This window comes from Streptomyces sp. NRRL B-24572 (genome assembly GCF_002156145.1).
GTDB classification, from domain to species: Bacteria; Actinomycetota; Actinomycetes; order Streptomycetales; family Streptomycetaceae; genus Streptomyces; species Streptomyces vietnamensis.
Genome location: NZ_MWIG01000653.1, coordinates 1 through 15,478 on the forward strand (window position 1 = coordinate 1; position 15,478 = coordinate 15,478).

A 15,478-nucleotide genomic window follows, 5' to 3' on the forward strand; every position below is an offset into this window, starting at 1 on the left:
TCCGGGGTCCGGACCCCGGACCGGGGGGTCGCGCGGGCCTCAGTCCCGGCCCGGGACCCGGCCCGGCGCCCGGTCCACGTCGACCGGCCGCCGCCCCGCCAACCCTCGGCTGCTGCGGCAGCGGCTCTTCGTGTTCGTGGTCGTGACGCTCGTCGTGGCCCTCGGCATCGCCGCCGCTCAGGCCCTTCAGGGGTAGTCCCCCAGGAGGTCAGGCTTCCGGGCGGCCCGTCGCCACCGCGTAGAACGCGACCGCCGCCGCCGCGCCCACGTTCAGTGAATCGACCCCGTGGGCCATCGGGATGCGGACCCACTCGTCGGCGGCACGCAGCGCCTGCGTGGACAGGCCGTCGCCCTCCGCTCCCAGCATCAGCGCCACCCGGTCCAGGCGGTGCGGGGCGGCCTCGTCGATCGAGGTCGCCTTCTCCGCCGGGGTGAGGGCGAGGAGCTTGAAGCCCGCCTCCCGCACCGCCTCCAGGCCTCGGGGCCAGGCGTCCAGGCGCGCGTACGGGACGGAGAAGACCGCGCCCATCGACACCTTCACCGAGCGCCGGTACAGCGGGTCCGCGCAGTCCGGGGACAGCAGGACCGCGTCCATGCCGAGCGCGGCGGCGCTGCGGAAGATGGCCCCGATGTTCGTGTGGTCGTTCACCGACTCCATCACCACCACCCGGCGGGCGTCGGCGAGGAGTTCGGCCGCGTCCGGCAGCGGCTTGCGCTGCATCGAGGCGAGCGCGCCGCGGTGCACGTGGTAGCCGGTGACGCGTTCCGCGAGGTCCGGCTGGATCGCGTACACCGGCGCCGGGACCTCGTCGATGACGTCCCGCATGACGTCCACCCACTTGGCGGAGAGCAGCATCGACCGCATCTCGTACCCGGCCTGCCTGGCCCGGCGGATGACCTTCTCGCCCTCCGCGATGAACAGGCCCTCGGCCGGCTCGCGCCTGCGGCGGAGCTCGACGTCGGTCAGGCCGGTGTAGTCGCGCAGGCGCGGGTCGTCGGGGTCGTCGATCGTGATGAGTTCGGCCACGAGGTGATACTGCCTTGTCCGGGGTGTGGTGCCAATGTGCGGGAAGGTTTGGTTACCCCTGGTTACTCCGGGGTGTCGCTTCCGTGGTCCTTCGTCAGCTTGTCGGGGCCCTCGGTCACCACGGCGCCGATGACGATGACCGCAGGCGGGCGGACCTCCTCCGCCTCGACCGTCTCCGCGACCGTCGCCAGCGTCGCGTCCACCCGGCGCTGCGTCGCCGTCGTGCCCTCCTGGACCAGGGCCAGGGGGGTGTCCGGGCTCTTGCCGTGGGCGATGAGCGCCTCGGCGATCTTGCCGATCTTGTCCACGCCCATGAGGATCACGAGCGTGCCCGTGAGCTTCGCCAGCGACGCCCAGTCCACGAGGGAGCGCGGGTCGTCCGGGGCGACGTGGCCGCTGACCACCGTGAACTCGTGGGCCACCCCGCGGTGCGTCACCGGGATGCCGGCCGCTCCCGGGACCGAGATCGAGCTGGAGATGCCCGGGACCACCGTGCAGGCGATTCCCTCGGCGGCCAGGGCCTGCGCCTCCTCCATGCCCCGGCCGAAGACGAAGGGGTCTCCACCCTTGAGGCGGACCACCGACTTGCCCTGCTTCGCGTGCTCGATCAGCGCGTTGTTGATGGCCTCCTGGGCCATGAAGCGGCCGTACGGGATCTTCGCCGCGTCGATCACCTCGACGTGCGGCGGCAGCTCGTCCAGGAGGTCGCGGGGGCCGAGCCGGTCCGCGATGACCACGTCCGCCTCCGTGAGCAGCCGGCGGCCCCGGACCGTGATCAGGTCCGGGTCGCCCGGGCCGCCGCCCACCAGGGCTACGAAGGGGGTGCGGGAGCGGTACGCGGGCGCGGCGATCGAGCCGTCGCGGAGGCCCTCGACGATCGCGTCCCGTACTGCTGCGGAGCGGCGGGGGTCGTGGCCCGTGAGCACCGCGACGGTCACGCCCGCGTCGCGGCCCGTCGCCGGGGTCCAGGCCGTTGCCGCTTCGGCGTCGTCCGCTCGTACGCACCAGGTCCTGGTTCGCTCCGCCTCGGCCGAGGCCGCGGCGTTCGCCGCCGGGTCCGTCGTCGCCACCAGGGCGTACCAGGCGTCCGCCAGGTCGCCCTCCTCGTACCGCCGCTTGATCCAGGTGATCTCGCCCGTCTCCGCCATCGCGTCCACGGACGGGGTCGCGGAGGGCGAGATCAGGGTGATCTCCGCTCCCGCGGCGATCAGGGCCGGGAGGCGGCGCTGGGCCACCTGGCCGCCGCCGAGGACGACGACGCGGCGGCCGGCGAGGCGCAGTCCGACGGGGTAGGCGGGGTGCTCGGCGTTCTCTGCCATGGGTGAGCGGCTCCTCGGAGAGCGTGGCGGTGCGGGCGAGGGTGCCGCTGCTGCGGTGGAGCGGCTCGTGCATGGTCACGATAGCGGTGACCTGGGGGTTGCTGGGTGTGACGGATGTCCCCCGGCCGGTGGGCGGGTGCGACGGATGCCCCGGCCGGTGGGCGGGTGCGTGGGGGCCGCTCCGGAACCGGGTTCGGGACTGCATGATTCACGGCGCCTGCGGGGCCCGCGGTTTTCAGGGCCCTTACGCGCCACACATCACGCTTTACGTCCCGAACCCGGTTCCGGCGCGTCCCCCACTCCCGTTCGCGGGTGGGGGACGCGCCGTGGTCCTACTTCTCGGTGACTCCCGCCGAGTCGAACGTGGCCACCTCGTGCATCGCGCGTGCCGCGCTCTGGACCAGCGGGAGGGCCAGGAGCGCGCCCGTGCCCTCGCCGAGGCGCAGGTCCAGGTCCACCAGCGGGCGCAGGCCCAGCTTGTTGAGCGCCGCCACGTGGCCCGGCTCCGCGCTGCGGTGGCCCGCGATGCACGCCGCCAGGGACTCGGGGGCGATGGCGCGGGCGACCAGGGCCGCCGCGCCCGTGGACACGCCGTCCAGGATGACCGGGGTGCGGAGCGACGCCGCGCCCAGGATCAGGCCCACGAGGGCCGCGTGCTCCAGGCCGCCGATCGCCGACAGGACGCCGATCGGGTCCGCCGGGTCCGGCTTGTGCAGGTCCAGGGCGCGCCGGACCACGTCCACCTTGCGGGCGTGCGTCTCGTCGTTGATGCCCGTGCCCCGGCCCGTGACCTCGGCCGCGTCCACGCCCGTGTAGACCGAGATCAGTGCGGCGGAGGCCGTGGTGTTCGCGATGCCCATCTCGCCCGTGAGCAAGGCCTTGTTGCCGGCTGCTACGAGGTCACGGGCCGTTTCGATGCCGACCTCGATCGCCGCCAGGACTTCCTCGCGGGTCATCGCCGGGCCCGTGGTGAAGTCGCCCGTGCCCGGGCGGACCTTGCGGGGCAGGAGGCCAGGGGTGGCCGGGAGTTCCGACTTCACGCCCACGTCGATGACGCAGACCTCCGCCCCGACCTGGTTCGCGAACGCGTTGCAGACCGCTCCCCCGCCGAGGAAGTTGGCCACCATCTGGCCCGTGACCTCCTGCGGCCACGGGGTGACGCCCTGGGCGTGGACACCGTGGTCGCCGGCGAAGATCGCCACGGCGGCCGGCTCCGGGATCGGGGGCGGGCAGACCCGGGACAGACCCGAGAGCTGCGCGGAGATGATCTCCAGCATGCCCAGGGCCCCGGCGGGCTTGGTCATGCGCTTCTGCCGTTCCCACGCCTCGCCGAGCGCCTTGGCGTCCAGCGGGCGGATGTTCGCGACGGTCTCCTGGAGGAGGTCGTGCGGCTCCTCGCCGGGCAGCGCGCGGCGGCCGTACGTCTCCTCGTGGACGACCCAGGCCAGCGGGCGGCGCTTGGACCAGCCCGCCTGCATCAGCTCGGGCTCCTCCGGGAACTCGTCGACGTAGCCCACGCAGAGGTACGCGACCACTTCGAGGTGCTCGGGGAGGCCGAGGGCGCGGACCATCTCGCGCTCGTCGAAGAAGCTGACCCAGCCGACGCCCAGGCCCTCGGCGCGGGCCGCCAGCCAGAGGTTCTCGACGGCGAGCGCCGAGGAGTACGGGGCCATCTGCGGCTGCGTGTAGCGGCCGAGCGTGTGGCGGCCGCCCCGGGTGGGGTCGGCGGTCACCACGATGTTCACCGGGGTGTCGAGGATGGCCTCGATCTTCAGTTCCTTGAACTGCTTCGCCCGGGCCTTCGGCAGCGACTTGGCGTAGGCCTCGCGCTGACGCTGGGCCAGCTCGTGCATCGTCTGCCGCGTCTCGGCCGAGCGGATGACGACGAAGTCCCAGGGCTGCGAGTGGCCCACGCTGGGCGCCGTGTGGGCCGCTTCCAGAACGCGGAGGAGCACCTCGTGCGGGATCGGGTCGCTGCGGAAGCCGTTGCGGATGTCGCGGCGCTCGCGCATCACGCGGAGCACTGCTTCGCGCTCGGCGTCGTCGTAGCCCGGGGCCGGGGCGTCCGGGCGCGCCTCCGCGTCGGTCTCCGAGAGTTCCTGAAGCTCCGTCTCGGCCTCCGGCTGCGCCTGGGTCTCCGCCTCGGCCTCCGGCTGCGGCTGGGTCTCCGCCTCGGCTTCCGGCTGCGGCTGGGTCTCCGCCTCGGCCTCCGGCTGCGCCTGGACCTCGGCCTCGGTGTTCGGCTGGACCTGCGGCTCCGCCTCGGGCTGTGCCGCCACCTGCTGCTCGGGAAGGTCCTCGGCCACTGCCGGGATCTCTTCGGCCACGGCCTCCGCCACAGCCTCCACCGGGGCCTCCGTCGGCTCTTCGGCCTGGGGCTGCGCGGGGGCTTCGGCCGGGGTCTCGGCGGGGATCTCCGCGGTCGCGGGCTCTTCCGGGGCCGCTGCCTCCGGTACGGCCTGCGCCACCGGCTCCACGACCTGCTCGGCCACGGTCTCCGCGGCGGCGGCAGGCGCGGTGGCCTTGCGGGTGGCGCGGCGGCGGGTGCGCGGCGCGGGGGCGGCCTCGGCCTCGACCGGGGCGGCCTCCACGGCGGGGGCCTCCACGGCCTCCGCGGTGGGGGTGTCGGCGGTCGCGCCCGTCACCGGCGGACCGGCGGGGCGGGAAGCGGCGCGGCGCCTGCGGCGCGGCGGCAGCTTGTCACCGGGGGCGTTGGTGTCTTCGTTGGACTCAAGCATGCGGGGTTCTCCCGTCACGCTCCCGGGCGCCGCGCCTGGTTCCGGTCCGGCGGCACGGTCGCGCCTGTGGCGCGGTGCCGCCGTCCGGGGCGCGGGCGCCGCACGGGAGCTGAAGTGTCTGGCTCGCCGGTTCCGTACGCCCTGTGCGGACGGCCTGGCGAAAGTCTCCTGGTCAGTGCGCTGCCCGACCCAGGTGGCTCCCGAGTACCAGGGCGGCGCTACGACGACCGCTCCCTACGCGGTACCGGCACCCGGCGCCGTCGCTGAGGCGGTCCCGGCGGCCGTGGGTGAAGCGGCCGTGACTGCCTCGCGGTCGGGCGCGAGCGGGTCGGTCACCGTGCCGGACTCCTCGTCGAAGAGCCCCTGCGCCAGCCTGGTCACCGCTGCGGGGACCGGCGGCGCCAGGTCGGCCACAGCTCGGAGACCGGACAGGACGTCGTCGGGTCGCACGGCAGGTGTCACGTGCCGAACAACCAGGCGCAGTATCGCACAGGCGCTGTCCAGCGGCCTATCACCCTGGGGATCGCCCTGGGGACGGGCGGCCGTCAGCTCGGTGACCGCGGAACGGGCGTCGAAGGTGCGGACTCCGTTCTTGGTCTTGCGCTGTACTTCCACCGTCTCGGCGGCGAGAAACGCCTCGACGGCCTTCTCGGCCTCCTCGACGGCGACGCCCTCCAGGCGCAGCTCCCACACGGAGGCGGTGAGCCGGTCGGCGAGACCCGAGGTCCGGGCCTCGACGGCGTCGGTGATGTCGAGGCCGGTGGGGAGGGACTCGTCGAGCAGGACCCGGAGGGTCTCCGGGTCGCGGGCCTCGGTGAGCGCGATCTCCAGGTACTCGGCCTCGGAGCCCGTGCCCGTCGGGGCGGCGTTGGCGTACGACACCTTGGGGTGCGGGGTGAAGCCCGCCGAGTACGCCATGGGCACCTCGGCACGGCGCAGCGCGCGCTCGAAGGCGCGCTGGAAGTCACGGTGGCTGGTGAACCGGAGGCGGCCGCGCTTGGTGTAGCGCAGTCGGATGCGCTGCACCGCCGGTGCGGGCGGCGGGCCTTCGGGCTGTCGCTTGCCCAGTGGTTCTTCTCCTCGGTGCGGGGCGGGCGCGGGTGGCGCTCCGCCCGGAAGCTCTTGGGTGTCCCGTGGGCTCCCGCCCGGATCACCCCCGCCCGTGGCGTGGAGATCTCGGGGGCGGGCGCCGCGCCGAGGACGTTCCTTGTACTACCCAGAGTACGCGCCCGGGCCACCTCGGGTTCCCCGGCGGGGCGCCGTGGAGGCGGGCGGGCGGATCAGCGGGGGCCGCCGAAGAGGGCGGTCCGCACCTCCCGGGCGGCGGCGCGGACGGCACGGCCGACGACGGCGGCGGGCTCCCACACCCAGGTGCGCAGCCAGTGGCCGACGGGGGTGAGGACCGCCCGGTACACCCAGGCGAGGGGACGGCCGACCGCGTTCCACAGGACCCAGCGGATCGCCCGGCCGATCGCCCGCGAGACCTGTCCGGCGATCCGCCAGGCCCAGGCGAGGGCCGCGCCGACGAAGCGGCAGACGGGGCCGAGCACGTACCGCCAGAGCCAGGTGAGCGGGGTGACGAGGAGGAGGTCGACGACCCACCAGAGGGCCTTGCCGACGGGGGCGAGCACCCACTTCCACAGCCATTGGAGGGGAATGACGACGAGCAGGTCGATCAGCCACCACAGGGCCCGGCCGACCGGGGCGAGGACCCACTTCCACAGCCATTGGAGGGGAATGACGACGAGGTGGTGGAGCAGCCACCCCAGGGCGTGGCCGACCGGGGCGAGGATCCAGCGCCAGAGCTGCCGGAAGCACCAGGCGAGCGCGTCCCAGACCAGCCGGACGGGCAGGACGACGACGAGGGCGATGGCGCGCGCCACGCCCGTGAGACAGCCCGGGTTTTCCGTGTTCATGCCCAGAACGACGTATCGGGGTGCCCGGCGGTTTTCCGCCGCGGCCGAAAGAGACCAAGGCGTTACGCGGCGGCTCCGCCCGGGACGGCCGTACGGTACGGACGGAGCGCCCCCGCTTCCGGGACCCGGCCCCGTAACCTAAGGTGCGTCACCTCCCCGGCCGTCGGGGGTCCCTTCCCAATCCGCAGACATCGAGGCTCGGCGTGAAAATATCCTTCCTCCTGGTAGACCGCTGTCACATCGGCGGCGTGGTCAGCGCGATCCACAACCTGGCCAAGGCGCTCGCGGACCACCACGAGGTCGAGCTGGTCTCCCTCCGCCGCAACCGCGACCAGGCGTTCTTCCCGCTCGACCCCCGGGTGAAGACCATCGCCCTCTCGGACTACCGGAAGCACTCCCACACCTACGACGGCGACGACCCGCAGCTCGAGCAGTTCCCGCACATCTACCCGAACGAGCCCACGGACAAGAAGCCGTGGATCGGTCGTCTGGCGGAGAAGCGGCTGATGGAGTACCTGGCCACGACCGACGCCGACGTCGTGGTCAGCAACAACCCCAAGATCACCATCATGCTGGCCTACGCGGAGGGCGACTTCCTCAAGGTCGCCATGGAGCACTCGCGGCCCGCCCAGTACGGCCCGCACATCCGGGACGCCCTCTTCCGGGACGCGTACCCGAAGATGGACGCGATCACCGCGCCCACGCCGGACGAGTGCCGGACCATCGCCGGGGTCGTCCCCGCCGTGAGCCACCTGCTCTCCCCGATGCCCAACTGCATCCCGGCCCACGAGGGCCAGATGTCCACCGGCGACAACAAGATCGTCGTCACCGCCGGCCTGCTCAAGCCGCACAAGGGCTTCGCCGACCTCATCGAGGCCTTCTCCACCGTGGCGCCGCGCCACCCGGACTGGAGCCTGCGGATCTACGGCTCCGGCCCCGAGCGCGCCAACCTGCGCAAGAAGATCAACGAGACGGACAGCAACAACCAGGTCTTCCTGATGGGCCCGGCCACCCCGGTCACCCCGGAGTTCGCCAAGGCGTCGATCTTCGTCCTGCCCTCCCGCCTGGAGGCCTTCGGCAACGTCACCGTCGAGGCGATGGCGGCCGGCCTGCCGGCGGTCGCCTACGACGCGCCGCACGGCCCGCGCAACATCATCACGCAGGGCGAGGACGGCTACGTCGTGCCGCTCGGCGACAAGAAGGCGCTCGCCGAGCACATCGAGAAGCTCATGGCCGACGAGGACCTGCGCCGGAAGATGGCGGCCGCCGCGGTGGCCAACGTGGTCCGCTTCCAGGAGGCCGAGACCGCCGCCCGCTTCGAGCAGCTCGTGGAGACCATGCGGGCCCGCCGGGCCACCCCCCGCACGGCCGCCGCCGTGGTCACCCCGCAGGGCGACGTCCGGGTGAGGGTCGAGGGGCTGCCCGCCGGCAGCGACGCCGAGCTGGTCTGCAAGGACGTCCGCAAGAAGGCCGACGAGGTCGTCCTCCCCTTCGTCGGCGGCGAGGCGCTGGTCCCCACGCTCGGCACGCTCGTCGAGGGCGACTGGGAGCTGCAGATCCGCGCCGCCGGCTTCGACCTGCCGCTGCGCTCGACCGGCTGCGACACCCTCCAGATCCTCTCCCTCGAACTGCCCCGCGCCGAGGGCCCCGCCCTCTCGCTGCTGCTGCCGCACGCCCACACGGACGGCACGCTGCGGGTGCAGAGCCGGGTGCGCGCCCAGCACGTGGAGGTCGCGGGCCTGAAGGCCGGCGCCACCTCGATCGACATCGACGCCGCGGCCTGGGGCGTCGAGCCCGGCACCGGCAGCGTGATCGAGGCCGTCCACCGCAAGGAGGCCGACAAGAACTTCAGCTTCCCGGTGAAGGCCGGCGCCGACGGACGCTTCACGGCCTCCCTGGACAACGCCGCCGCGGCCCGCCTCCACCAGCCCGGCACCGAGGACGTCTGGGACCTCTGGCTGCTGCCGGACCAGACCTCCGCCCGGATCCGCGTCTGCAAGCTGGCCACCGACGTGCTCGTCCCGATGGACGTCTTCACCTACCCGTACCCGGTGGTGAAGCAGTCCGGCGCCCCGGTCCAGGCCGCCGAGGCCAAGCCCAGGGCGAAGGGCGGCTGGCGGGGCCGGCTGTCCGCCGTACCCGCCGCCGTCGCCCCGGCCAAGCACGAGCTGCGCCCGTACTTCTCCAGCAACGGCCAGCTGTCGCTGAAGATCATCGACAAGAAGTAACCGGTACACCGCACACGGAGGAGCCCCGGTCCGCAGCTGCGGACCGGGGCTCCTCCGTGTGTCGCGGGCGCCTGCTACAGCGGCGCGCCGTCCTCCGCCGTCTTGAACATCAGGTCGGCCAGACGCGAGGCCGCGTGGCCGTCGTCCAGGTCGCAGAAGAGGTGGTGGAACCTGTCGTACTTCTCCTGGTACTCGCCCGCGACCTCGTCGACCTCGCGGATCGCCTTGATCAGCTCGTCGGACGTGCCGATGAGCGGACCCGGGGCGTCGTTCTCGAAGTCGAAGTAGAAGCCGCGCAGCTTGTCCCGGTAGTGCTCCAGGTCGTACGTGAAGAACAGCATCGGACGACGCAGGTGCGCGTAGTCGAACATGACCGAGGAGTAGTCCGTGATCATGATGTCGGCGGCCACGTACAGGTCCGCGATGTCCGGGTACTCGGAGACGTCGAAGACGAAGCCGTTCCCCGCACCCGGGATGCTGTCCACGATGTTGGAGTGACGGCGGATCAGGAAGACGTGGTCGTCGCCGAGACGGCGGCGGGCGTCCTCCAGGTCGACCCGGAGGTCGAACTTGAACTGGCCGCGCGCGTGCGACAGGTCGTCACGCCAGGTCGGCGCGTACAGCACGACCTTCTTGCCCTCGGGCAGCCCGAGACGCTCCCGGACCTCCTTGGCCCGCTCGTCGCGGTCCTCGGCGTACAGGTAGTCGTTGCGCGGGTAGCCGATCTCGGCGATCAGGCCGTCGTAGCCCATGGCGCGCTTCAGGATGGGCGTGCTGAAGCGGTTCGACGAGACCAGGATGTTCCAGTTCGCGGCTTCCTTGACCAGCCGCTCGTGGTAGTTCGGGTCGAACTTCGGCGCGTCGATGTCCAGGCCGATCTTCTTCAGCATCGTGCCGTGCCACGCCTGCACGATCACCTGGCCCGGGCGCCGCTTGATCCAGTGCGGCAGGTGGGCGTTGGTGACGATGTAGCGCGAGCGCGCCAGCGCCTCGTACCACTCGGTGCCCTGGAAGCGGACCGGGGCGACCGTGTCCGGCAGCTCGACCTGGCCGTCGCGGACCAGCCACAGGTGCTCGACGTCCGCGCCGCGGCGCAGCAGCTCCTCGTGGAGCGCGCGCGGGCTGTCCGAGTACTGCTTGCCGTTGTAGCTGATGTACAGGACCTGGTCGCGCAGCGGCAGCTCGCGGCCCTGCTCGTACACCTCCTGGCGCAGCTGGTACTGGCGGTTGTCGCCCCGCTCCAGCGGCGTGAGGTCGGTCATGCAGTTCAGCTGCGGGTGGTCCTGCCAGTGGACCTCCAGCTGGTACTCGCGGCCGTTGTGCGCCCCCTCCAGCGGGAACTGGGGCACGGCGAGCCGGTCCACGACCAGCGGCATGTCCGGGGCGTCGCCGGAGGACTCCAGGCGGAAGACCCAGCGGCCGGCCTTGAGCGGCAGCCCGCCGGTCGCGCCCGACATCGTGGAGGGACGGAAGGACGCCTCGAAGGTCCCGTCCGCGCCGACGGTCACCGGCACGGTCTTCTCGTCGAAGCGGTTCTTCGCGCTGACGACCAGGTGGTGGTCGGAGAGCGCCACGGGGGCGGTGCCCCGGATCGTGAAGGTCCCGTCCTCGACGGAGATGCCGACGATCTTGGCGCGCAGGGGGCGGCCGGAGAACTTCAGGTAGCCGTTGGTGCCGGAGAGGACCGCCACCTCGTTCAGCTCGGCGCCCTCGCCGAAGGAGGCGGGCAGGCCGACCTGGTGGTCGGCCACGCCGTCCTTGACGACGACGCGGACCTTCCGCGGGTTCTCCTTGCCCGGCTCCTCGATCTGGAGCTGCGTGCTCCAGTTGCGGCGCATCGCCTTCGCCGGGTCGGCGCCGCCGGTCTCCGTGGTGTCCAGGTGCTCCGGCAGCAGGGCTATGTCACGCAGCGGGACGCCGACCCGCAGCGAGGTCCGCCCACCGGCGGTCCCGGTGACCTCGGCCGGGTACTCGAGGATCTCGCCGCTGCTCTGGTTGACGACCCGCAGGGTGAAGGCGGTGCCCGCCTCGACCGACTCGCGGAACACGCCGTCGACGACGATCCCGTCGCCCTCGGACGCGAAGCCGGTGACCAGGAACGGCACCTTCTCGATGCGCAGCTTGAGCGCCGCACGACGGAGCTCCGGAACCATCCGGTAGTCCTCGTCGAGCCACTGGTACGGAGGGTAGGCCCGCCGGTCCGAACCGTACGAGTGCACGGAGCGGGAGCGCACGAGGCCGCCGGACAGCACGCGCATGCCCACGTGCCAGAGGCCCTCCTGCCACTGGCCGCCCTTGCGGAAGCGGGCCGGGTCGATGACGGTCTCCCAGCCGGCCCAGTCGAAGCTGTGGCCGCGTCCCGCGTAGCCGGAGGCCGTGGTGGCCTCGGCGCTGAAGATGTTGGCCAGCGGGATGAGGATGCGGCGCTGGGTGCCGTCCTTCTTCAGCTGCAGCAGCTTGACGACGCTGCGCTTGCTGTTCTGGTCGACCCGGTCGACCCAGGCGTTGCCGGCGAGGCGCAGCTTGCCGTCCTGCCACTCCAGCTCGGTCAGCGGGGAGCGGAGCTGCAGGTCCTGGTCCATGCGCAGGACCTTCTTGGGCAGCAGGGCCTCGTCCAGCGACGGGAACTTCGCGTACTTGCGGATGGCGCCGTCGAGCTCGACCGGCTCGCCGAGCCGCTCCGCCTCGATGAAGTCGAGCAGCTCGTTCAGGGCGTGCTTGCGGACGAGCAGCCACTTGACGCGCAGCGCGGTGGGCAGCGCCTTGACCGTCTTCAGGTCGACCTGGTCGAGGTACTTGTTGGCGACCCGCAGGAACTCGGCGCGGTACTCGTCGTCGCCGTCGGGCAGCACGTTGAGGAAGATCCGCAGGTCGCCGGTGAGCACGGTCCGGTCGTACTCGCGCTTCAGCTCGTCGGCGAGGGGCTCCTTGCGCTCGGCGAGGAACCGGCTGACGGACTCGACCGCGGAGGCGCGGTCCCGGGCGGCCTTGGGCTCGGTCCGGCGCTGGGTGATCGAGGGGCTCGCCTCGCCCTCGCGCAGACGCCAGTAGTACGTGGTCGAGCTGATGATGTCGACGGACTCGGCGAGGTACTGGGCCGGCACGATGACCGGGGTGTCCTCGTACAGCACGCCCTCGGGGAAGCGCAGGGAGTTCGCCTCCCAGAAGTCACGGCGGAAGACCTTGTTGCAGGCGATCCGGTCCGTCAGGAGCATCCGCTTCCTGGAGACGTGCGTCTTCTTGACCGCGCCCCGGGAGAGGAAGCGGTGCATCGGGGACTGCCAGACCTTGGTCGAGTTGATGTGCTCGACGTTGCCCGTGGCGAAGGAGGAGCCGGTCTCCTCCAGGGTCTCGATCATCAGCCGGTAGGCGTCCGGCGGGATCATGTCGTCACTGTCGACGAAGGCGAGGAACTCGGCCTCCGGCGCGAGGCTGTCCAGACCCGTGTTGCGGGCGGCACCCAGGCCTGCGTTCTCCTTGCGGATCAGCCGGAAGCGGGTGTCCTTGGCCGCGAACTCCGCCGCGATCGCGTTCGAGCCGTCCGTGGACCCGTCATCGATCATCAGCACTTCCAGGTCCTGGAAGGTCTGCACCGCGAGCGAGTTGAGGCAGGCCGGAAGATACTGCTCTACGTTGTAGATCGGGACTATGACGCTGAGCCGGGGTGCCATGAAGTTCTGCGTTCCTTTCCTTTTCAGACCCGCTCGACAAGCCGAGCGCCTGAGAGGGTGACGGGGCGTGCTTTCGGTTTTCCAGCGGACCGACAGAGGGCGCCTGAAGCCCTCCGAGGAAGACCCGCCTGACGGCCGCACGCCCACCGTCGAACTGCAGTACTTCTCCCGGTACCCGGTCCGCAGCTTAACCGTCGGCTCGTCCGCCCTGGCCGCGGAGCACGGAGATCTCGGCTACATGACTCTGCGGTGGCCCCCGGCCACCGCAGCTCTCCAGGATAGACGATCCTCGCCTCTGGCGTTCGATCGCCGTTGGGGCTCCTGTCATACTGCGTTCGAGCGGTTCGACTGAGGAGAAACACGGCATGCCGGCTGCAGCTAACCCCCGATTCAGCGTGATCATCCCTGTGTACGGGGTCGAGGGCTACATCCGCGAGTGCCTCGAATCGGTGACCTCACAGAGTTACCGGGACTTCGAGGTCATCGCGGTCGACGACTGCTCCGTCGACGGCAGCGGCGCCATCATCGACGAGTTCGCCGCCCGCGACCCGCGGGTCCGGGCCGTCCACCGCGCGCAGAACGGCGGCATCGGCGCCGCCCGCAACACCGGCGTCGAACACGCCCGCGGCGACTACCTGCTCTTCCTCGACGGCGACGACTCGATCCGCCCCGGCTCCCTCCAGGCCATGGCCGACCGGCTCGCCGAGTCCCGCGACCCCGAGATCCTGATCTTCGACCACGTCCGCACCCACTACGACGGCAAGGTCGAGACCAGCAAGACCGGCCCCATCCTGGCCGGCATCCGCGACCAGGTGGTCAACCCCGTCGACCACCTCGAACTGCTCCGGATCTTCGCCGTCGTCTGGAACCGCGTCTACCGCCGCGACTTCTTCACCGGCGAGGGCTACGCCTTCACCGACGGCCTCTACGAGGACGCGCTCATGGTCTACACGACCATGGCCGCCGCCCGGCGCGTCGCCGGCCTGGAGTACGTGGTCGTCGAGTACCGCCAGCGCCGCCAGGGCAGCTCGATGCGCAGCAGCTCCGCGCGCAAGCACTTCGTGATCTTCGAGCAGTACCAGCGGGTCTTCGACTACCTCGAGGGCCGCCCCGGCCTCGACGCGTACCGCAAGCTCGTCTTCGAGCGGATGGTCTCCCACTTCCTCTACACCTTCGCCCGCGGCTTCCGAATACCCCGCAGCCACCGCCGCGCCTACCTCAAGCAGGCCGGCCAGACCTACCGCCGCAACGAGCCCGCGGGCTTCACCCCGCCGCCCGGCATGGTCGGCCTCAAGTTCAAGGTCATGCGGACCGGCTCGTACACCGCCTGGGAAGCCCTCAAGACGGTCAACGGCACCCGCGAGACGGCCTTCGGCGCCCTCGGCAAGTCCAAGCGCTGGGGCGGCCGCAAGGCCCTGCGCGCCTACTACGCCGTACAGCGCCGCCTCCCCGTCGACGAGAACCTCGCCGTGTACTCGGCGTACTGGGGCCGCACCCCCAGCTGCAACCCCCTCGCCGTCCACGAGGCCGCCAAGAAGCTCGCGCCCGGCATCCGCGGCGTCTGGGTCGTGAACAAGGAACACGCCAAGGGCGTCCCCTCCGGCCTCACCCGGATCGCCCCCGCCACCTTCGGCTACTGGAAGGCCATGGCCCGGGCCAAGTACCTGGTCAACAACGTCAACTTCCCCGACTCCGTGATCAAGCGCCCCGGCCAGATCCACCTGCAGACCCACCACGGCACCCCGCTCAAGCGCATGGGCCTCGACCAGCAGCACTACCCGGCCGTCGCCCGCAGCATGGACTTCGACAAGCTCCTGGAGCGCGTCGACCGCTGGGACTGGAGCGTCTCCTCCAACCAGCACTCCACCGAGCAGTGGGAGCGGGTCTACCCTGCCGCCTTCCAGACCCTGAACACCGGCTACCCCCGCAACGACGTCTACTACCGCGCCACCGCCGCGGACGTACGCCGGATCCGCACCGAGCTCGGCATCGCGGCCGGCAAGAAGGCGCTCCTGTACGCCCCCACCGTGCGCGACCACCAGAAGGACGCCTTCGTCTCCCGCCTCGACCTCGCCCGCTTCGCCCGCGAGCTCGGCCCCGACTACGTCCTCCTGGTCCGCGCCCACTACTTCTACGGCGGCGACCCGGAGCTGAACGCCCTCTCCGAGCAGGGCGCCCTCGTCGACGTCTCCCGCCACCCCTCGGTGGAGGAGCTCTGCCTGGCGGCCGACGCGCTGATCACGGACTACTCCTCGATCATGTTCGACTACGCCAACCTCGACCGGCCGATCGTGACGTACGCCGACGACTGGGAGATGTACCGCACCTGCCGCGGTGTGACCTTCGACCTGCTCTCCGGCGAGCCCGGCGACACCCCCGGCGTCATCGCGACCACCGAGGACCAGCTGATCGAGGCCTTCCGCAGCGGCGCCTGGGAGGGCGAGCCGGCCGCCGCACTGCGCCAGGCCTTCCGCGAGCGCTTCTGCACCTGGGACGACGGCTTCGCGGCCGAGCGGGTCGTCCGCCGCGTCTTCCTCGCCGAGGACCGCCCCCGCCCGCCGGTCGTCCCCGTCCAGGAA

Annotated in this window: 8 protein-coding genes and 1 pseudogene; 3 read left to right on the forward strand and 6 right to left on the reverse strand. The window is 71.7% G+C overall.

Annotated features, from left to right (window positions below; all coding sequences use genetic code 11):
- Window positions 1-196: pseudogene (locus CCN56_RS43965) on the forward strand (serine/threonine protein kinase); the annotation flags it as partial.
- 12 nt (window positions 197-208) lie between these two features.
- Here CCN56_RS43965 and CCN56_RS32735 read toward each other — a convergent pair.
- From CCN56_RS32735 to CCN56_RS32755, 5 genes are all read right to left on the reverse strand, one after another.
- Window positions 209-1,027 carry an RNA methyltransferase gene (locus tag CCN56_RS32735; protein WP_086831496.1) on the reverse strand — a complete coding sequence of 273 codons (819 nt, stop codon included), beginning with the start codon at window positions 1,025-1,027 and terminating at the stop codon, window positions 209-211.
- Between the two features lie 62 nt (window positions 1,028-1,089).
- Window positions 1,090-2,346 carry a uroporphyrinogen-III C-methyltransferase gene (gene cobA, locus CCN56_RS32740; protein ID WP_086831497.1) on the reverse strand — a complete coding sequence of 419 codons (1,257 nt, stop codon included), beginning with the start codon at window positions 2,344-2,346 and terminating at the stop codon, window positions 1,090-1,092.
- Window positions 2,347-2,678: 332 nt separating this feature from the next.
- Entirely contained in the window at window positions 2,679-5,084 is a 2,406-nt protein-coding gene (gene cobT, locus CCN56_RS32745) for a nicotinate-nucleotide--dimethylbenzimidazole phosphoribosyltransferase (protein ID WP_256962305.1), read from the reverse strand.
- Window positions 5,085-5,318: 234 nt separating this feature from the next.
- Window positions 5,319-6,110: a TIGR03936 family radical SAM-associated protein gene (locus tag CCN56_RS32750; RefSeq protein ID WP_086831498.1), complete on the reverse strand. Its 792-nt coding sequence runs from the start codon at window positions 6,108-6,110 to the stop codon at window positions 5,319-5,321.
- 254 nt (window positions 6,111-6,364) lie between these two features.
- Window positions 6,365-7,000: a hypothetical protein gene (locus CCN56_RS32755; RefSeq protein WP_086831499.1), complete on the reverse strand. Its 636-nt coding sequence runs from the start codon at window positions 6,998-7,000 to the stop codon at window positions 6,365-6,367.
- A gap of 248 nt (window positions 7,001-7,248) precedes the next feature.
- Here CCN56_RS32755 and CCN56_RS32760 point away from each other — a divergent pair, with 248 nt between their 5' ends.
- On the forward strand, window positions 7,249-9,228 hold the full coding sequence (locus CCN56_RS32760; RefSeq protein WP_256962306.1) for a glycosyltransferase: 1,980 nt from the start codon (window positions 7,249-7,251) through the stop codon (window positions 9,226-9,228).
- Between the two features lie 74 nt (window positions 9,229-9,302).
- On the opposite strand, the gene CCN56_RS32765 is transcribed toward CCN56_RS32760, so the two are convergent.
- Complete coding sequence (locus CCN56_RS32765) at window positions 9,303-12,899, reverse strand: bifunctional glycosyltransferase/CDP-glycerol:glycerophosphate glycerophosphotransferase (protein ID WP_086831501.1); 3,597 nt, start codon at window positions 12,897-12,899, stop codon at window positions 9,303-9,305.
- Window positions 12,900-13,264: 365 nt separating this feature from the next.
- Here CCN56_RS32765 and CCN56_RS32775 point away from each other — a divergent pair.
- Window positions 13,265-15,478, forward strand: a 2,214-nt coding sequence (locus CCN56_RS32775; protein ID WP_086831503.1) for a bifunctional glycosyltransferase family 2 protein/CDP-glycerol:glycerophosphate glycerophosphotransferase, incomplete at its 3' end; no start/stop codon positions are given.

Bases quoted from the DNA above. Each gene is read 5' to 3' on its own strand.
- cobA (WP_086831497.1), bottom strand. From the start codon at position 2,346: ATGGCAGAGAACGCCGAGCACCCCGCCTACCCCGTCGGACTGCGCCTC.
- cobT (WP_256962305.1), bottom strand. From the start codon at position 5,084: ATGCTTGAGTCCAACGAAGACACCAACGCCCCCGGTGACAAGCTGCCG.
- CCN56_RS32765 (WP_086831501.1), bottom strand. From the start codon at position 12,899: ATGGCACCCCGGCTCAGCGTCATAGTCCCGATCTACAACGTAGAGCAG.
- CCN56_RS32755 (WP_086831499.1), bottom strand. From the start codon at position 7,000: ATGAACACGGAAAACCCGGGCTGTCTCACGGGCGTGGCGCGCGCCATC.